Annotated in this window: 17 protein-coding genes and 1 pseudogene; 13 read left to right on the forward strand and 5 right to left on the reverse strand. The window is 41.8% G+C overall.

The genetic code is table 11. From position 1 onward, the window contains the following. The first annotated feature begins 385 nt into the window (after window positions 1–385). Together FQ082_RS12395 and FQ082_RS12400 are read left to right on the forward strand one after the other, a co-directional pair. Window positions 386–610: a helix-turn-helix domain-containing protein gene (locus tag FQ082_RS12395; RefSeq protein ID WP_149493363.1), complete on the forward strand. Its 225-nt coding sequence runs from the start codon at window positions 386–388 to the stop codon at window positions 608–610. A 157-nt stretch (window positions 611–767) separates the two neighbouring features. Further along, complete coding sequence (locus FQ082_RS12400; RefSeq protein WP_149493365.1) at window positions 768–1,043, forward strand: hypothetical protein; 276 nt, start codon at window positions 768–770, stop codon at window positions 1,041–1,043. 336 nt (window positions 1,044–1,379) lie between these two features. Here FQ082_RS12400 and FQ082_RS12405 read toward each other — a convergent pair whose 3' ends face one another. Together FQ082_RS12405 and FQ082_RS12410 are read right to left on the reverse strand one after the other, a co-directional pair. Beyond that, a complete protein-coding gene (locus FQ082_RS12405) occupies window positions 1,380–2,336 on the reverse strand; it encodes a hypothetical protein (protein ID WP_149493367.1) in 957 nt (318 codons plus the stop codon). Window positions 2,337–2,366: 30 nt separating this feature from the next. Beyond that, window positions 2,367–5,045 (reverse strand): MobA/MobL family protein, encoded by a 2,679-nt coding sequence (locus tag FQ082_RS12410; RefSeq protein ID WP_149493369.1) that lies wholly within the window; start codon window positions 5,043–5,045, stop codon window positions 2,367–2,369. Window positions 5,046–5,305: 260 nt separating this feature from the next. Here FQ082_RS12410 and FQ082_RS12415 point away from each other — a divergent pair, with 260 nt between their 5' ends. From FQ082_RS12415 to FQ082_RS12435, 5 genes are all read left to right on the forward strand, one after another. Next, complete coding sequence (locus FQ082_RS12415; protein ID WP_149493371.1) at window positions 5,306–5,653, forward strand: hypothetical protein; 348 nt, start codon at window positions 5,306–5,308, stop codon at window positions 5,651–5,653. A 620-nt stretch (window positions 5,654–6,273) separates the two neighbouring features. Next, entirely contained in the window at window positions 6,274–7,224 is a 951-nt protein-coding gene (locus FQ082_RS12420) for a replication initiation protein (RefSeq protein WP_149493373.1), read from the forward strand. A gap of 86 nt (window positions 7,225–7,310) precedes the next feature. Beyond that, window positions 7,311–7,550, forward strand: coding sequence for a type II toxin-antitoxin system RelB/DinJ family antitoxin (locus FQ082_RS12425; protein WP_149493375.1), 240 nt, complete (start codon window positions 7,311–7,313; stop codon window positions 7,548–7,550). Window positions 7,551–7,810: 260 nt separating this feature from the next. Then, window positions 7,811–8,065, forward strand: coding sequence for a hypothetical protein (locus FQ082_RS12430; RefSeq protein WP_262498225.1), 255 nt, complete (start codon window positions 7,811–7,813; stop codon window positions 8,063–8,065). Window positions 8,066–8,248: 183 nt separating this feature from the next. Next, window positions 8,249–9,217 (forward strand): DNA-binding protein, encoded by a 969-nt coding sequence (locus tag FQ082_RS12435; RefSeq protein WP_188018958.1) that lies wholly within the window; start codon window positions 8,249–8,251, stop codon window positions 9,215–9,217. Window positions 9,218–10,430: 1,213 nt separating this feature from the next. Here the strand turns inward: FQ082_RS12435 and FQ082_RS12445 are convergent. The 3 genes from FQ082_RS12445 to FQ082_RS12455 form a co-directional block, all read right to left on the reverse strand. Then, window positions 10,431–10,685, reverse strand: a complete 255-nt coding sequence (locus tag FQ082_RS12445; RefSeq protein ID WP_149493381.1) for a Txe/YoeB family addiction module toxin — start codon at window positions 10,683–10,685, stop codon at window positions 10,431–10,433. Continuing rightward, window positions 10,682–10,972, reverse strand: a complete 291-nt coding sequence (locus FQ082_RS12450; RefSeq protein ID WP_149493383.1) for a type II toxin-antitoxin system Phd/YefM family antitoxin — start codon at window positions 10,970–10,972, stop codon at window positions 10,682–10,684. Before FQ082_RS12450 ends, FQ082_RS12445 begins: the two co-directional genes overlap by 4 nt. Window positions 10,973–11,532: 560 nt before the next feature. Continuing rightward, window positions 11,533–13,116 (reverse strand): Fic family protein, encoded by a 1,584-nt coding sequence (locus FQ082_RS12455; protein WP_149493385.1) that lies wholly within the window; start codon window positions 13,114–13,116, stop codon window positions 11,533–11,535. A gap of 784 nt (window positions 13,117–13,900) precedes the next feature. Here FQ082_RS12455 and FQ082_RS12460 point away from each other — a divergent pair. The 6 genes and pseudogenes from FQ082_RS12460 (at window position 13,901) to FQ082_RS13175 (ending at window position 19,314) form a co-directional block, all read left to right on the forward strand. Continuing rightward, the gene (locus tag FQ082_RS12460) at window positions 13,901–14,125 is read left to right on the forward strand and encodes a hypothetical protein (protein WP_149493386.1); all 225 of its coding nucleotides are present in this window, start codon (window positions 13,901–13,903) and stop codon (window positions 14,123–14,125) included. 417 nt (window positions 14,126–14,542) lie between these two features. Then, on the forward strand, window positions 14,543–15,061 hold the full coding sequence (locus tag FQ082_RS12465) for a spore coat protein U domain-containing protein (RefSeq protein ID WP_149493388.1): 519 nt from the start codon (window positions 14,543–14,545) through the stop codon (window positions 15,059–15,061). Window positions 15,062–15,066: 5 nt separating this feature from the next. Further along, complete coding sequence (locus FQ082_RS12470; protein WP_188018959.1) at window positions 15,067–15,837, forward strand: molecular chaperone; 771 nt, start codon at window positions 15,067–15,069, stop codon at window positions 15,835–15,837. 19 nt (window positions 15,838–15,856) lie between these two features. After that, the gene (locus FQ082_RS12475) at window positions 15,857–18,271 is read left to right on the forward strand and encodes a fimbria/pilus outer membrane usher protein (protein ID WP_262498226.1); all 2,415 of its coding nucleotides are present in this window, start codon (window positions 15,857–15,859) and stop codon (window positions 18,269–18,271) included. Between the two features lie 71 nt (window positions 18,272–18,342). Then, window positions 18,343–18,762, forward strand: a pseudogene (locus FQ082_RS13230) (spore coat protein U domain-containing protein); the annotation flags it as partial. A 39-nt stretch (window positions 18,763–18,801) separates the two neighbouring features. Beyond that, window positions 18,802–19,314: a spore coat U domain-containing protein gene (locus FQ082_RS13175; RefSeq protein ID WP_262498227.1), complete on the forward strand. Its 513-nt coding sequence runs from the start codon at window positions 18,802–18,804 to the stop codon at window positions 19,312–19,314. Window positions 19,315–19,469 lie beyond the last annotated feature (155 nt).

Genomic DNA, 19,469 nt, shown 5'->3' on the forward strand with positions numbered 1-19,469 from the left:
TTCATAAATACAGATCCCTGTAGTATGTATTGAGTATATAAGTATATAAGTATATAAGTATATAAGTATATAAGTATATAAGTATATAAGTATATAAGTATATAAGTATATAAGTATATAAGTATATCTAAAAATATACGTCACATCACTACCAATAGCAATATGGCATAGTTAAAATAGCGCCGCCCTTTCCAAATAAAATACAGCAATCATGATAGACGCCATGTGGCAAAGACTGATACCAGCATATTAAACTACCTACTAATACATAAATTACTGCTATTGAATAGCAATTTGAGCTACCAAAAGGAATACTTCATCAGCTCATATTCGTTATAATCCGCTCACCAATCAAAAACTACTAACCGCTAATGAGGAAACCACTATGGTGAAGTGTCACTTATCTACCATCATGGGTGAAAGACGCCTTAAAATTGCCGACATCTCAAGAGATACTGGCATTAATCGTGGCACCATTACTCGCATGTACCATGAAGAAGCCACCCGAGTTGATCTAGATGTCATCGAGTCTTTATGCACTTATCTTAGAATCAATGTTGGTGATTTATACGAAATCATAACTGAGGACGGCAGTGAGTCGCCAGCGTAAACAACCTCACTTATAACCCTTTATTACCTTCAAAAAAAACAAAAAGACCTGTAGAAGATTATTTTGTCTTGCAAAAGATTAAAATATAGGTATAATTTGACCTTTAGGAAGTCATTTAAACCTTTATTAATATATAATAATCTACAGGAGAATACACATGAACACCAATTTATCGCGGCTCAACAGCTGCACATGGTTCAGCGTACAGACTAAAACTTTAGCTTCTCAGCTATTATTAAATTTGCAAATACAGCAAGGCGTACAGTTGGCATCATTACTTGGTGTTAATACTATTCTTTATAATGATGAAGCGGTTTATGTCTGGGTTCAACGACTGCTAGATGACGGTCTTATAGTTGACGATTATGCTTTAAGCACCCTTGAAACCGCATTTATTGATTTGGTCATAGCTCACACCGACCAAGTGGCATAACCGTTTTAGCCTACACTTACAGATCTAATGATCAACAACCTTAAGAGCCAGATGATCCATCATTATCTGGCCTTTAGCTGTTCTAGCTATACAGTATTTACCGTATACCTAGCCATAAAAATTTAACAGACGCTATATCGGTGGCTTTTTAACATAAACAAAGATAACAGGAGCCAAACGAACCATTTTTTAAGTATTATATTTTCTAGGAGACTCATTCTTTACCAAGTCTATCAGCTGCCAATATCTAACCTAAGAATGCGCTTACAATTTTCTAAACCACCCTAAGCCTATAAAGTCCTCTTTGGACGGTGTAGTTCACTATTATCTCTACTCTTACTCAGCCGATCTCTCTCGCTGCACCTCAGCTATTTTATAATAAACAAAGCCTTTCTCATCTCTCAAAACGCTTTTGCTGTCTGCTCTAACGCACCAGCTGATCACATCGGGCTGTTCTTCATTGACATCACAAGCCAAAATAAGCTGCTGACTTCGAGCGTTATTAAAGGCCTGCTTCCATCCCGTCTCTAGCTCATCAATGCCTTGTTGCAGCACTGCTTGCTGTTCTCTTAGATCGTTAATATTAGCTAGGCTTGGGACATACCAAAAGACAAGTGCCACCAGACTAATCACCATCGCAGCCGTAGCAGCAGCCGCCGCTGCTGCTATCCTTTTAATGCTCATGGACTCAATTGATTTGTAAATCTTATCTAAGTCTTTATCTGTATCCTTTTTTACCTTTCCAATCCGTTCTTTTGTGGAAGTCTCAAACGTTTCAATATCGGTAATAATCTGCTCATGACCAGCGTGGTACTGGCTGGTAAATAGTGCAAGGCTTGCCGCGCTATCATCAAGCTTATCAGCAACCACTTGCATGGAACTCACTTGAGCCTCTAGGCTGTCGCTCTTAGTGGTCACTATCGTCTCTAAAGCAGTGTCTATCTGCTGTTTTATGTCATCAATGAGCTGTTTGATCTTGTCATCATACCGACTGGGCATCTCATTTTCAGTAAACAGCACCACTGCTGCTTGTAGCTGCTCTAGGACAAGCGTTTGATACTGATTCAATGCCTTTGATGTCGTGCTTGCGCTACCGCCGAGTACTTTAATAGCAGCGGTCACCTCATTCACAGTGCCATCAATACGACCAAGGGAGCGCTCAAGCCGCGTTGCCACCGCATCATCGGCTTGCTTAATAAGCTCACGTAAGGCTTTAATCACCGGTCCCAGAGTGGTCACCAAGTTGATGAGTTGATCGTGTACGTCTTGTTCAGTGCTGTCGTTTTTATTCATAGTAGGTGCTCATTATGATAATAATCGCCGCTAAAATGGGCGTGGTGACGAGTAACGGCGCGTTTTTGCTTGAATATCATTTTCCACCTCTAGCACTTGTGTCGACAAGGTTTGAGTTAAGGTTTTTGTGTCCACGTGGATGTCAGGAACCCGCTCAAAGCGCTTATTGAGTGCGTTTATGGCGTCCATTTTATGGCGGTCGTCAGGAAGCGTGCGTAACGCTTGTAATAGTGTTTGGGTAGATTGCTCAACGTCTATCACCACCCGTTTTTCATCCGTATCTCGCAAACGCTGTTGCAACCCCGTAAAGTCATCCGTCTGCTGAAGCGCTTCTAAAATAAAGGCCTCAGCAGCCAATTTTTCAGCCGCCGCTATCACCGTAGCAGCCGTATCAATGACTTTAAAGTCGATCTCATCAACATGGCGCTTAACCCGTACAACCACATTATCAAACCTATCCTGATATGCCTCAGTCTCTGCCAGTCGGGTGCGGGCAAGGGCGGCCTGCTCTTGCTCTTTTTGTTGTTGTGCTTGCCGTCTCTTATCTGCCGCCTCTCGCTCAAGCTTGGCTTTGTTCTCGAGTTCAGCTTGTTCATGCGCTTTTATGAGCTGCTGATGTAGCGCTATGGTGCGGGTACGCCACTCATCAAGTCGAGCGGCGTTCAATTGGGTAGTTTTGGTACTGACAATCTCATCATATAGCTCATCGTCTTGGGAAATTACCGCGCCGCTTTGATCAAGTAGCTCACGGCGCTGCTCATAAAACGGCGATAGGCGCTGGTAGGTTTTTTCACTGGTGGTGATTTGCTGCTTTAACTGTTGGATGTCTTCATTATTGGCGGTCTTAAACGCTTTAACATCAGCAGCCAATGCCGTTAAACGAGTGTCAGCATCCGCGTCTATCTCTACCGCTTTTAACGTACTGAGCGCCTCACGCTCTTCTCGAAAGTACTTAAAGCGCTCAACATCCAGATCTGCAAATGCGGCAAACTTATGATAAGTGTCCATGTTATTGGTGACATCTATCTCTTGTAGATCCGCAAACGCTTGATCCCACTGTAAGGATAAGTCGGATTTTTCAATATCAATCTCATCAAGCGCTTTAAAGCCAGTCGCCAGTTTATTAAGCTTTGTGGCAAACGGTTTTAGGGTGGCCTTTAACCCTTTGTGGTCAGCAATGACTTCATTATTAAGCGGGATCAGCTTTTTTAGCACCGCTTTATTGTTCAGCACTATTTTATCAATCTGTGACAGCTGCTTCTCAAGACTGGTAACAGCACGGCCCGTTTGTAGGGTGTCGTCTTGTCTAAACTTCTCAACTAAAGCTAAAGCCACCTTTAGAGCCTCGCTTTGCTCTTTTGTGTTTATTTGCTTGGCAAGCTCAATCATTTTTTGGCGGGACGTGCTGTAATCCTGTCCCACCTCCTCGGTGAACTGCGACGTGTTTTTAATATTTTTGTCAATGGTGATGGTCTGTTTAGACTGGTGTGCTAACTCTTCATGCAGTGTATCAATAGTTGAGAATAAGGCACTGCGTACCATCTTTTTTTGCTGCTCAAAGTCGTCTGAGATCGCTAAAAGATCATCAAGTGCGTGATCATTGGCCACATCACTATGAGTCTGACTATCCTTTTTAAGGGTAGCGGGTGTAAGTTCAACGGCGGGATCTACCAAGCGGATATTACTAAGCTCAAGTCGTGCAAAGGGTTTACGCTTTTTATAATGTACTGTAACGCCATTATCCTCTTGGGCGTTGCTCTCAAGATCAATGCGACCCTTGTCGTGATACTCAATTACCAGACCATTTTTTTCGATGTAGGCATTGATCTCATCAATCGTCTCGTTGTACTCATGAATCACTGAGCGCTTACCTTTTAAGACATCCTTATACAATGACTTGCCCAGTTTCATTTTTGGCAAACGATTAATGCCCTGCTCACGGTACGATTTCTCATTGATCACTTTATTCTCAGGCAATAGCTCGTTAGCTATATCCGCCCAAAGGGTGCGTTGATATTTAAGCTCATCACCGCGCCCATTTAGTCCTTTGGATAGCCGCTCACCGGTTGACCACTGCAACCAGTTTTTACGCTTTGATAAGGCATAACCATCAGCATCTGCATCTGCATCTGCATCTGCATCTGCATCTGCATCTGCATCTGATAATATCTCACGGCTTGAGAGTAAAATATGGGCATGAAAGTTAATGCTGGTCAGCTCAACTACTTCACCTTTCCCCACATGTTTCTCATGACTGTGAGGTCGATGGATGGCCACATCGACAAGCACATTATAGCGATCAGATAAGATTTGAGCGTAGCGCTCGGCCAGCACCATGCGCTGATCAGCCGTTATCCCCTCAGGAAACATTACATCAATCTCAGTACCCAATTGCGCATTTTTACGAGTCTCAACACGCTCAATATCATTCCAAAAACTCTCACGTGTCACTGCCAAATCCCCAGCAATGGTTGGCGTTATTAACGCTGTATGCATCACATTTTTTTCAATAACTTGCGTGTACTTAATGCCATCACTGTCAACTAAATTTAAAACCTTATCTTTAGTTTTATTGGTGTAATCATTCACTTCCCCCGACTGCTCATCAATCAGTTTTGAGCCGGAATTATAGGCTGATTTTGCCAACACACTATGATTTTTTGCCTTACTAATGGCGCTAACCGATAGATGAAAACCTTTATTACTCATCACAAAAAATCCGAAATTGAAAGATGTTTTTTTGGGGGTTGTAGGGGGATCGCCCCCTGCCGAAAGACGGAGTTTGTGTAAAAAAACAGTACCCCTCGTGGGTCTTTTTTACACAAACTCCTAAGTTCGCTCTTAACAGAGGGTTAAAATACTACTGCGCCCACAAAATGATGTGGTCTTGTGTATTTTACAACCTTGCATCAGTAGGTATGTGCTGCTAGGATTAACTCTATCATATTTGACTTAAAAAGGATGTTCAAATGTCGATCGTATCAGATGATTTATTCGCCGATAAGATGTCACAGTTAAAAGCACTTAAATATGAGATAGATCAAGACAGAAATGAGGTTTATCAAGTATTGGGCGAGTGGTTAGCCAATGCATTGGATGATGACGATAATAATGAGCTACAAAAAATATTTATGGCTGAGTATGGTAATACTAAGTATCTACGCTTGAAAAGACATCGTGAATTAATCAAGTTGATTGCAAAGAAGTTGGAAGCTAAAGCAAAGGTTATACCCAGCAGTTTTACGCCACCGAAGAATACATCGAACAGTCAAGAAAACTTATCTTTTGATGACAATGCAAATAATAGATCATTATGATTGAGAGGTGTATAAATCGAATCTTTGATTGCAAGGTACAGTAGTTTTCAGAGATTACCCAACGTGGACTGTTCACTGAGGTAACGCTTACTATTTAAGCTTGATCTGTGATTATACTAAGAAATATAAGTCGTAGATAGGCTTAATTGACGATTAAAGGCACCTACAAGGCTTTTAATTGTTATTTAGGTACGATTCATTAGTTTAATTTTTTCTTAGTGCCTATAGGGCGTTTCATAGCGTTTTAGAATTTTATAGTATCTCTTCTGATTATCTACAGTCGTATTTTAATCATTGAGTGTAGCCTATAACGTCTGTTTACTGTCTTTCTTCCCATTCTAAAATACAAACTATAGGTCCAAAATATAGTCTTAGATTTAGCTATTGAGTCATTTTTTTAGAATTTAAACCAAAAATATATTTTTTACTTTTAAATACTTTTAAATACTTTTAGGCAGCTTGCAGGCCTTTCTGGTAAAGGGTCTTATAGTCTATAAAGCTACAATCAGCTAGGTTAAAGCTACAATCAGCTAGGTTAAAGCTACAATCAGCTAGGTTAAAAGCTACAATCAGCAGGTAATATGCTACAATTAGAAAATAATGAGCATTAAGGCACAGCTATGAGCAATCAAGTTGATCTATATGAAAAGAAGTATCCTGCAAACTGGGTTGTTATGCAAAATCGTATTTTACAAGCATTTTATGAAATGACGCTTGATGAAAAACGGCTACTACTGCTTGCTAGTTCAGTAGTACGTCTGAAAGATGCTACTGAAAGAGACACTATAGAAATAACCGCAAAAGCATTTGCAGAGGCTTGCAATATTCAGGTGGATTCTGCTTATACGCAATTAAAAAATGCTAGTGATAAAATGATGCGGCGGTTCTTTAGTTATAGAAACGAACGCGGTAGCCGTGTCAATGTTCAGTGGGTTATCAGATCAATATATGAAGATGGCTATGTATCTCTGTGTTTTACAGATGAAGTATTACTGATGTTAAAAGTTTTTGATGAAAATAACCCATTCACCAAATATAAAAAAGAAGATGTTCTTAAGCTAAAGGGTGAGTATTCAATAGATATGTATCACTTAGCCAAAAAATATGAGGGTATGACATCATGGACAATGTCGCTTGAAGAAATTAGAGAGGAGCTGACACTTTCTAGATCTTATGAGCGTATTAACAACCTAAAAACTCGAGTTATCAATCCAAGCGTTGAAGAAATAACGGAAAAAACTGACATTAAAATAACTTATGAGAACATCAAACGTGGACGTACCGTCACGGGTTTGACATTCACGGTTAAAGCTAAGCCTACTAAGAAAAAAAATCTTAAAGAGCTAAATCAGAATAATGGGAATAGAGATATACCATCCTTAACCGTCAAACAGATTGACCGTTTTGCTCCTCTGTTGGCCAACTATGCCTCATTTGGTAGCTATGCGCCTTCAGGAAAAAGTACCCAAGAAGTGATCAGCTGGTTACATACCCAATTAAGAGATGAAGCTTTTTTAAAGACTCACAAAAAGCATTTGCTGGCGGTAGGCTATACCTATCCTAAGCAGTAAAAATAGAATAGAAGAAAGTGATTAATGTATTTTGCCTATACAACTGGCTTATATTAAGCGTACCTACGTAAACGACAAGTGATGCAATGACAACAACTAATTATAATATCCGGCTTGAGCAAGAACTCAAAGATAGTGCTTTTGCCGTGTTTGAAAGTTATGGTTTAACGCCGTCGCAAGCAATTAAATTATTTCTCACACGAGTGGCGCAGACAAAAACAGTGCCGCTATCTTTTGAGTATCAAGCGACATCTGGCATAAATACGCTAGCTGATGGGATCAAGAATGAGAACCGTCAAAACTTACACGGTGTTAATGGTAGATGATTGAATTTGGGTGGGATAAAAAAATCATCAATCAGCAAAAGTATCGATGATCATTTGACGTAGTAGTGCGTGTGTTTCTTGATTCTTTATGTCTGCGTCAACAAGATCGGCATGAAAATGGCGAGGATCAGTGGTAAGCACTAGGTGAAGTGAACGACACAGCTGTACTATTGGTTGCTATACACAAAGAGAGATAAACAGTGGTGGAGTCATAAGAATCATTTCTGCAAAGCGTGCCACCAAAGCTGAAAGAAGGTTTTATGAACAGTATTAGATGTCACTTAGATGAACTGCCGCCGTTAACGGGCAAACAGCAAAAGGATGTACAACATCTGGCCACACTACTGCCGGGCGACAATCTAGATTTGTCGGATATCCCAGAAGTCACCCACTGGTCAAGTGCTATCTGTAGCAGCATCGAGCCACAAGCGCCCTCTACTGAAGCAAGCGTCATCAATCCAAGCATCATCGCCAAATTTAAAGACAGGGACCAACAAACAGGCGGTAACTACTAAGACGTGATTAATGACGCACTAGAAGAGTATCTGCTTGATCATTAATGCTATCATCAGACCAGAGACCTTAAGATACCTTGAGGTTTTTTTATACATTGTATTGTAGTATGTTGTATATAATATCATACTACAATACAATGTATAAAAATACTATCTGATCCTACAAAATTAAGGATGACCATCATGGCGATTACGACACAGCAAATTCATGCCACCGCTGACCAACTACAAGAACAAGGTATCAAGCCGACATTGGCTGAGGTACGTAAAGCGCTAGGTGGTGGCTCATTCACTACCATCAGTGAGGCGATGAAGTCCTGGCGACAGGATCACCACGAGGAGGAGCAGTTAAGACAGGTGGACTTGCCCAGTGGTATCACTGAGCGCTTGCATACGCTTGGTGCGGATGTGTGGCAGACGGCTATTGATATGGCCAATGATCGGCTGGTGAAAGAGCGTGAGGCGCTAGAGGTCATTAAGGCGAAGGGGCAAGCTGAGACGGACGAGGCGCAAGAGGCAGTGAAGACGTTGGAAGGTGAGCAGTCTGATTTATTAGAGCAGCTGGACGAGGTAATGGCGACGGCAGAGACGGAAGCTATAAAAGCGAATCAGGCCACAGCTGAACGTGACAATCTTAAACAGACGCTAAGTGATACTCAGCACCAGCTAGAGCTTGAACGCATTAAAGCGGATACTACGCAGGCGCAGCTTATTGAGGCACAAGCGGCGCTTCATAAGCAGTCTACAGAGCTAAGTGCCAGTGTATCAACAGTGGCTAAGCTTGAGGCCACAGCTGAGAGTGATAAAGCAGAGATCGCACGTTTGAAGACAGAGCTTGAAGCGGTCAAGGTTGAGCTAAAAACGGTGACTACTGAGCGCAATGAGATAACGACCGTCACGGCAGAGGTGAAAGGAGAGCTAAAGGCGATAACCGCTGAACGTGATAAGTTGTCAGGACTATATGATCAGCTGACTCAAACGCAAGCTAATGTTGAAGCCGAGCATAGATTATTGAATAAGCAGTATGATGAGCTATCAACTAATTACCTATCAGAGCAGGGACGAGTGACAGCGTTACAAACTGAGCTTAAGAAGGCGCAAAGCGAGCTGGCTGTCGCTCAGAATAAAAATAATGATTCGGGTGCTGATTAAATAAAAGAACAGTTAAGAGTGTGGAAAAGACTTTGCCTAAGACATAGATCTTGTTCTATTAACACTAAGCTTATGAATCAACCATGACAATATCGACTCACTGAATAAGTGACTGTTGTATAATAAATATTCTAAATTTTTCTCTGGACTATTATAGTGTATAGCCTAGTGGGCTATACAATACTTAAATTAGCCTAAGTATTTATATGCTGATTTTGGAGCCTTGAGCAGATTTCAAGGAACACTCACCCTAAAGCATTTATGAGTATTTTTATCATACTCACAAACGCTTTAGTGCATTCCTTAGATTTGATGTGATTAGTCATGCCGACTTCATCGCCCATCGCGTCATCAAGACCGTATCACTGTATCAAGCTACGGTTGTTAAGATTACGGCTGATAGCACCGCCTAGACACGCCCTTAACCGCTACTGTGCTGTCATACGCTAGCAAGGGCGTTTGCCCAATATACCGCTACGATATGCACGAGTAACCACTCATTGCGTTGCTCTGATCCTTTGTCTAGTCACCCCTGTAGGGAGCTCACCCTTATGTCAAACGCAGTCGTCACCGAGGCCTGCCACCCATTTGACGGGTAACAATTACAGAGAGAGCAGCACTCGGATGTAACGAGCGAATAAGTATACGGTAGGTATATTGATATTGAGCAGACTTTAAGATAAAATGCACTTATACGGGCACTTTGTGCTGTTCAAATAACGCACTGCACATGCTTATTTGTTCGTTACAGCGTGTTGACGCACTCTGTAACCGTTAACTATATTTAAAACTAAATGCCTCTGGGAGTCAACTGCCAGAGGCATTTTTTTATTTGTCATATAGACTAGGTTTTTAATATCTAGTTCTTCGTTAAATTGCTTAGGCTTTTCTTGTCATCATTTAGCGTAAGCATTTCAATTATTTTGAAGTTAGCACTTAGTACATCCTCACAAGACGTTAAGTTTCTGGCAATACTGGGGTGGTCCACTATGAAGGCCGCCGTAGTCGTCAGATGCAAGGTTTTGCACGCGGTACTAAGAAGCGGTACATCATCGCAAGTCTCTTAAAATTTGACCATAGCTATTCTCAAATATAGGTCGTGGCTAGGTACTCGCGTCAGTTGACTGCTTATGGGCAGTAAATATATACCTATCACTACAAAAAAGCGCCTGATTTTAAATCAGGCGCTTTTTTTAAGCTGTCATATTCTTACTTAATAGTGATAACGGCATTGAACGATAATAATAGCGTCATTTTGAACTTCATAAACTAGTCTATGCTCTTGATCAATACGACGAGACCAGTAGCCTGCAAGGTCATGTTTGAGCGGTTCAGGTTTGCCAATACCCTCAAATGGGTCACGTTTGATGGCTTTGATCAGCTTACCGATCTGCTTGACTTTGTCTTTACTGGTTTTTTGCCAGTACTCATAGTCCTCCCACGCATCTTCAGTCCAAGATAGTATCAAGCGTCTACCTCATCATCAAAAGTGAGGGGCGTGTCCTTGGTATCAATCTCACGTTTAATCAGGCGACCAGCTTTAGCATCAGCAATAGAGCGTCTTAGACGCTTGGCATTGGTAGGGCTGCTTAACAGATGCAGTGTTTCCTCATACGAGTTAAACTCTTCTAAACTCATCAATACCGTCGGTTTAGCATTTTGTCTTGTAATTAATATCGGGCCTTTATCAGTATCTACCTTATCGATATATTTTGCTAAGCTCTTTCTAAAATCAGTGTAGTTCACAACGTCCATAATAGTTACTCCGGGTTTAATTATGTTAGTTATATGACCTATCATTGCAGGTTAATTACCACACTAGTATACACTATATATGTACTCATATCTGTACAGATATTAGGAAAAAGTAAAGAGATACTTTGATATGTGTTCATGCATACCTTTTAAAACGTACATATGAAAGCTGACATATTGATCTTGTTTTAAATTGCTTGATTCGTTTGCCGCATTATATTATTAAAAAAAACCACATTTTACTCAAATACTCAAATACTCAAATACTCAAATACTCAAATACTCAAATACTCAAATACTCAAATACTCAAATACTCAAAATTATTTTGAGCGTCTGTATTAAGACTTGTCAAATTACAATGGTCGGTTATCAGCAGTTCCTGTGATACAGTCTGTTTTAAGTAGTTTATTAGCCTAATTAGGGTTAAGAACAATATTGATTACTTTTTAGGCTAGGATATCTCAGCCTAAAATTTTATAGTCGAATTATCATCGTAACGGTGATATTTATAACAGATTGATTATCAAGGTGGAAATCCCTGCATATAGCAGGGTTTGCTCTACCTCTTCAAATCATCTGTCTCATCTTTAAATGTCTCTACAACAACAGAGAAAATATCATCCCAAACTGCCTCATTTGCTAAAAACGGATAATCCTTGAGTAGCTTATTACTTTTAGCGCCCTTATTTTGTAGCATGCTGCGAATGATTCTATCGGCATAGCTATTGGGCATCTCAACAATCTCTTTTATCGCCAGTCGTGCCTGGTCATGTTGCATTAGGTACTGTGACTCGTTATGCATCTCTTTTTCAATAACATGAGCAATCAGTCCTGATAAGTACTGAACGTGAGGCGTCAGATCCATAAAGCGCCATGCCGGTTGAATAAGGTGACTGTCTTCAAAATTTAAGTTTGAACGAATACCATCAGGGTAAGTAATCGCCTGTTTATCAAAGCTGTAATGATCACGGATTTGCTTCATGAGCGGCACAGACACACGGTCTAAAATCTTATCATAGGCATGACGGTCTGAGGGATGCTCAGCAATGGCTTGTGATATAGGTAAGATAATTGGCTCATGAATCACCTGGTCTCGTCTGAGGACATCGTTAATTAAGAAGCGATGTATTCGGCCATTGCCATCCGCCAGCGGATGAATATAGACAAAAGCAAAGGAGGCAACCGCACTACGTATCAGTGCCGATTGTCCCTCAGTCTTTTCCATAAATGCCTGTAACCCTGCTAACTTATTAACAATGTCATCGGCAGGTGGGGCGATGTAGTGCACAATCTCTTTAAAGCCATTGACCTGAGTATGCGACACAAAAACTGGCGATTGACGGATGCCATACTGCTGAATAACCGTTTTACTCCCCAATATCTCTTGTTGTAATTCTGCCAGTGATTCAGGGTCAAGTGGAATGTCGCCCTTACCGGTGCGCCGTGCCATCACATCGGCAAAACGTTCAATGCGTTTTAACTCTTTCCCTTCTCCCTCTATGGTAAAGCTGGCTTTACTTTCTCGTAATGTCATCCATACGGAGGCGCGCATCAGTAAGTCTTGCCCAAATTCATCGTTCAGCTTGTCAACCATCGTGGCAATATCGAGTGCTGCCGCTTGTGTAAACGACTCTGTTTTAACCAGTTGAGGACAGAAATGACGGGTTCCTGCTAGATTATCATTGATACGCCAGCGAGCGTTCTTGATAACCTGCACAGGGCTTGAAGTAACCAGCTTCTTAGCATCTAGAGCATCCACATAGTTACCGCCTAAATTGCTCGGTACTACTAACTGCTGACCCATGAGCCATTCATACAAGAAAGCCATTCTACGGGCATAGCTGCCTGTGGGCTCATTGTTTACCCATGCTTGTACGTCATCCGCACCTATCTGCTCAAACAAACGAGTCAGTAATTCTAAACTCAGTACTTCATGACGCATGTGGAACTGTAAGTGGGCAATGATAGTATCCAGTGGACGCGCCGTTTCCTGATAAGCGTTATGGATAACGTCATCCTCTTTATAGGTTTGCCTGCGCCCACCGATACTACTGCTGACATATAAAGGGGAAACCAGATCGATGCTTGCATCGCGGATAAGCCATGCTGCGCCAATAGGGTCTGAGTTGTGGGTATTGATCATGAGTGGCTCAAGCGATTATAGATAAGCCATTTTGCAGAAAAGTGATTATGAATGCAACATAATGGTTATTATCAAGCCTTACTGCATTAAATCGATTTTAATATGACGTTAGTGATGCGTTTAGATAAAGACTAAAGGATATATTGAGTCGGCATAATGGATCGAAATTGAATGAGGTAAAGACGCCGTTCTTAACACAGCTACGTAGTAAAACAGTTCCTGTTTCTGTAAATAACGCCTTCTTGCCTCGCGTGTAAAGCCTTATATATCAGCTATTTACAAATAAAAATAAAGCATTAGATATTCCTAATAAAATGGCCGCCTCTTCTTACATTAACAAGCTAATCTATATTATTTTTATTAAGAGGCTTACATAAAAACACTATCCTGACATGCTACTTCCAGTCATATAAATCGAGCTAAATTCCCAATCTTCCTAATAGAGAAGTTAGGGTGATAGTTGGTCGCCTAGTGTTCAAGTGCTTTTTTAGCAAATGTTCATTACAGCTGTTTATAACGTTCGATGAAGAACTATGATATCAATCTGTCTATGAGACAAACTAAGTCAAATTACTTTAAAAGTAATTTTTTACATGCGACTTTTTCATTACAGTTAAGTAAAAATCTATAAATTGAAATATATAAATTGACTTGCATATCATAATTCCATTATATTGCCCACCTAAAATTGAAGACTGACTATTCACCTTTTTTCAACGTAGTAAGTATCTTAGCTCGGTATTGCCTTTCCCTCCCCTTTAATCCTTTAAAAAAGAAGTAAGCAATGAGTAATGATAAGGAACTATCAGTTTATGAGCTTGGGGTAATCAAAAACTCTTTGAGAGAGCGATTGATAACAATAGAAGAGGTTAGAACCTATAGTGTACCCGAAGAATATGAAGAAAAACTAAACGAGCAAGTAGATGCTTTTAGGCTAGATTTGGTCGCAATTAAAGATAAAATCGAAGTGATGATTTTAACTCAATTGGATGAAAAAGGGGGTTCCTAAATAGTGGTAAATACTCTGACTTAGCCGCTTATTGAACTTAAATAATTAAATAAAAGCTTTGGTTGTTACTTGCTGTATTGGTAAGCAAACTGATTTTATGTGAATAGTTCCATTATGCCAGACTATTTTGGGTAGTTTATTAGCCGATTAATGAGCTTAATTGTAACTTCAGTGAGCATGTGTACACATAACATGTTACAATTTATATACAATTTTTGGAATATGGTTTCAATCTTTATATATTGTTATATAAATATATATGAATTGTTATTGTTAACTAGGTGCGCTATACCAGCGGGTTCCAGATTGCCAAAAGATGTGATTTCAGCTTTATAGCACGGTGTGGATCAGTATTTATCTGAGTATTGATCCTCACATGATCGGAACACTAATAAATCTAACCCTTGGAGCTTTACCATGCAATTTAAAAAATCTTTAATGACCGCTACATTAGTTACTATTGGCGGATTCGCTGCTATGTCTAGTGCGAATGCTGCTAGCCCTACCTCGAGTAGTTTTGGCGTTAGTATGGACGTTGAATCAATATGTACTGTAAATGCAGCTCCTGCAGCTATTGTTCTCGCTAAAACTGAAGCAGGTAAAGCAACTGAAGCTGTAACAGCAGAAACCGCACTTGTATTAAACTGCTCTAAAGGTTCTGTTGCTACTATCGGTCTGACACCTGCATCAACCACTAGCCTAGATGGTACTGGTAACCTAAAAGGTGGTCTATTAGGAGCAGAATTGGTTGCATATAAACTGACTTCTGGATCAGCTACTGGCACTGCTTGGGGTACTACTACTCCAGTTAAGACTGCAGCATTCGCAGATTATGCTACCGCCATCTCTACTCCTATATTTCTTACAGTGACTGGTACAGCTGACGTCACACCTGGTCCTTATGCAGATACTATCAATATTTCTGTAGCCTATTAATTTCTATGTTAAGTCTCTGGTTACGCCGTGTTGCGAGACCTGCTGTTTTCTCTAGCTTAATACTATTTAGTAGTGGAGCAATGGCGAGTGGCCTACAGGTCTCTCCCATCTCTTTAAGCTTACAAGCTAGAGAAAACGCCAGTGGCCTGACCCTTAGTAACTCAAGTGACGAAGCGATAAGTGCGCAAGTGCGCATTTATCAGTGGTCACAGGATGAAACAGGCGATCAGCTCACGCCCTCACGAGGATTATTGGCCAGTCCGCCAATGATTAAGCTCAACCCCGGTGACAAACAACTGGTTCGAATTATCCGCGCTAAGGCTCCGCCACAAGGTGCTGGAGCGGTGGAAGATAGCTATCGAATTTTTGTTAATGAGTTGCCCATTAAATCTGCTACTCAAAAGACAGGCTTGCAATTTGCGCTAAGTTATTCTTTACCAGTATTTGTACAGCCCGTTGGTATTGCCAAAACTGACCCACAATTGCAATGGCGTTATAGCTTGCAGCCAGATGGTAAGCAAATAACATTACGCGTCAGCAATAGCGGCAATGGTCATGCAAAGTTGATTGACCTGAGCGTTGTAAATGCTGCGGGCAATAGCATTAATATACATCAAGGTTTATTGGGTTATGTTTTACCAGATGCCACTATGAACTGGACACTGAAAGTACCACCCTCCGCCATAACAAATGGTGCGATAGCCGGTAAATTCAAGGTAACGATCAATGGCACTCAAACGATGCAGGACGTTACACTGGACAATAGCATTCGCTAAAGTAGCTTTGTTGCAAAGTATGGCTATCTCTCACAGCCATGCTGTTGAACCAAATAAGCTTGTCTCTAAAGATATTACCTCTACAATTATTGATAATATTAGACAGGCTCAGCTCAGCTTAGACAGCGACTATGATGAAGTTGATCTGTACCTAGATGTCACTCTTAATCAGACCAGCTCTGGTTTGGTGAATTTCGTGTACCGCGAAAACCAACTCTGGGCGAGCGCTGAGGTATTGCAACAACTTGGCTTTATACTACCGCATGATAGCACCGAACCCATACCGTTAAATAGCCTGCCTGATCTCAGGATTGACTATAATGCACGAAAGCAAACGCTGAGCCTTATCGCGCCTCTAAGTTTACTCAACCTAGACACTACCATACGCAATACGCGCAGTAATCAGCGTCCGAAGCCTACTGCATCGCCAGGCATGTTATTAAACTACAACATTTATGTTAGCCAAACTCAGAATAGTGCTAAAAATCTGAGTGCTTTTACAGAACTGCGTGCGTTTAATTCCCTCGGTGTACTAAGCTCCACGGCATTGACCACAGCCACTCACTCTGCTGGCAGCAATGGGGATAGCAGCAATAATGACAAAGATTGGGACGGACGCACCGTGCGTTTGGATACCAATTGGAGTAAATCGTTTCCTGATAAGCTGCTGACGGTTCGTGCTGGTGATATCCTGACAGGCGCCCTGTCATGGACACGCTCCACGCGCCTAGGTGGTCTACAACTTGGGACTAATTTTGACTTACAGCCCTATAGAGCAACCACTCCATTGCCTTCATTTTTTGGTTCCGCAACCTTGCCCTCAGCAGTAGAGCTGTATGTGAATGGCCTTAAGCAATATAGCGGCGATGTACCAACCGGGCCATTTGAGCTACAGACGGCTCCTAGCTTCAGTGGCGCAGGTAATGCTCAGTTGATAGTTACCGATGCATTGGGGCAGAGTACTACGCTTGAGTTCTCTTTATATGACGCCCATCGCTTACTGCAACCGGGTCTTTCTGACTGGTCGGTAGAGCTGGGCGCTGTGCGCGAAAACTATGGTAACAAGTCCTTTGATTACGGTAATAATATTGCTGCTAGTGGCACTTGGCGTTATGGGGTGAGTAACCGCTTTACCGCAGAAACCCATGCCGAAGCAACCAAAGGTCTGAGTAATGCCGGAGTTGGCGGTACGTGGCTATTAGGTCGTGCAGGGGGCATCTTGTTTGCCTCGCTAGCGGGCAGCCAGAGTCAAGGGCAAGATGGTGCCCAATACAGCACAAGCTACTCATGGAATAACAGTCGCTTTAATATCGGCGCCAGTGCCACAGGCACGAAAGGGACTTACCGTGACGTAGGCAGTCAGTACGGATCTGTACCCGTTCGCCGCAGTGAGCAGATATCGTCAGGTTATAGCACTCAATCCTTAGGTAGTTTTGGTATGAGCTATAACCAAGTGACACTTGCTGATCAGCAAACCACACAGTTCGCCAGTGCCTATTGGAGTAAGTCCTTTGGTCGACGTCTAAGCTTGAGCGCTAATCTTAATCAAGACATCAATGACTCTGCTAATAGCAGTGCCTCTCTCAGCGCTTCATTCTCGTTAGCTCGTAATATTTCGATGAATAGCAGTATGCAGCATACAGACGAGCGTGATGTATTTGTGGCTGATATTTCACATTCAGCGCCAAATTCAGGCGGCATAAACTGGCGCGCGCAAGCAAGGCACAGTATAGACAATAGCTTAGACAGTCATTCTAGTAGCAGTGACAGTAATGATGGATTGGCAGAAGTAAGTTACCTTGGTCGCTACGGCCGAGTACAAGCGGGCGTCAGCGTCAACGATGACAACTACTCTACCTATGCTAGTGGCACAGGCTCACTAGTCATGATGGGCGGAGGAATCTTTCCTACTCGTCAAATCAATAGTGGTTTTGCCGTAGTCTCTACTAACGGTATCGCCAATGTACCCGTACTCCTACAAAACAGTCCTATTGGTACTACCAATAGCCGTGGCTTGTTGCTGGTGTCGCCACTGAATGCTTACCAAAGCAATAAAATTGGCATCAATCCTATGGATTTGCCCGCTGACTTGCGGATTGATAAGGTGAACATTGAGTCCACCCCAACTGACCGTGCTGGTACCTTAGTAAACTTTGTTATCACGCCGGTGCGCTCAGCATCGGTTATCCTAGTAGACAGTGATAACGAACCGCTGCCGCTTGGCAGTCAGGTACGCCAGCTCACTAACACGGCGGTGCCACCGACTATCATTGGTTTTGATGGTGAGGTATATCTGGATACGCTGGATGAGCATAATGTGCTAGAGATAATGAACCCCTCTGGTGATAGCTGCACTGTCAGTTTTGACTATCAAAAGCAGGGTGATGAGATTCCATTACTCGGCCCTCTCATCTGCCAGAAGGTACAAAAATAATGCAAAGATTGCGAATAAAGACGTTCCAATGGCGTTACAGTTTATTGTTGATGCCTATCGTGCTGTGGTTGATGGCAGGGAATGCGCAGGCAGCGCCAATCGTCACATGCTCAGCATCCATCAGTAATATCGAATTTGGTTCTATTGACCTCCTCACTAACACTACTTTCACAACGACAGGTACAGTGAGTTACTCCTGCATAAATACAGGAGATGCCCCACAGTCCCTGACACTATGCTTAAACATTGGTAGTGCAGGAATCAATCCGCGGGCGCTGCCACTGCTACCGAAGATATCGCCGGGCGACTCTACGAATCTCCCTTTCCAGCTTTATAAAGATAGCGGATATAGTAATATTTGGGGGTCTACGGCAAACGGATCAACTCCAGTACCCGCTAGTATCAACGTTACAGTGGTAGCTGGTGCTACACAAGCAAATACGCTAACAATTTATGCAGCTATTCCTCCAAACCAGAGCGAAAAGAGCGCTGGAAGTTATAAACTCAATTTTAATATTAACGACACACTTGTGACGTCTGTAGCAGGTATAAATGGTAATTGCGCCTCATCATCAGGATCTGGTCCTGGAGTTACACCCACTCAACGTATGAACACATTCTATGTTCAAGCCAATGCTCCTACCAAATGCCTGATTAATTCCAAAAGTAATGTAGATTTTGGTAATACGCCATCCAGTACTAATAATATTGAGAGCAAAGGTACTAACCCTATTAATTTAACTTGTACAAATGGTACGGTATACAATATCGGCTTGGCGCCTTCCAATGGTAATAAAGATGGGGCGGGTGTTATGAAAGGAAGCAGTGGTAACTCAGATATGGTTCCTTATCAACTGCGTTCCACCGCTGGTCTTAGTGGAACGCCATGGGGAAACACTGCTACCTCTACAAACTTGGGAAATGGAGTAGCGGGTACTGGCACTGGTTCTGCTCAAAACCAAAGCGTCTACGCTACTGTTCCTAGCGCTGACTTCAAGCCTGATACCTATTCTGACATAGTCACGATTAATGTGAATTATTAATAAAACCTGTTGCTTTATTGGTGATCAAATCTTTATTTGCCTATCCCTAGGGAATCAGCAACGTCGGGTATTTACGCTTATGGTTAGTAACTAAGCTGATGGCTTCAAGTTTGAATTCTCGAGTATATTGGTTGCGTTTGCTGGTCATACTCTTT

The sequence above is a fragment of the Psychrobacter sp. ANT_H56B genome, assembly GCF_008369245.1.
GTDB classification, from domain to species: domain Bacteria; phylum Pseudomonadota; class Gammaproteobacteria; order Pseudomonadales; family Moraxellaceae; genus Psychrobacter; species Psychrobacter cryohalolentis.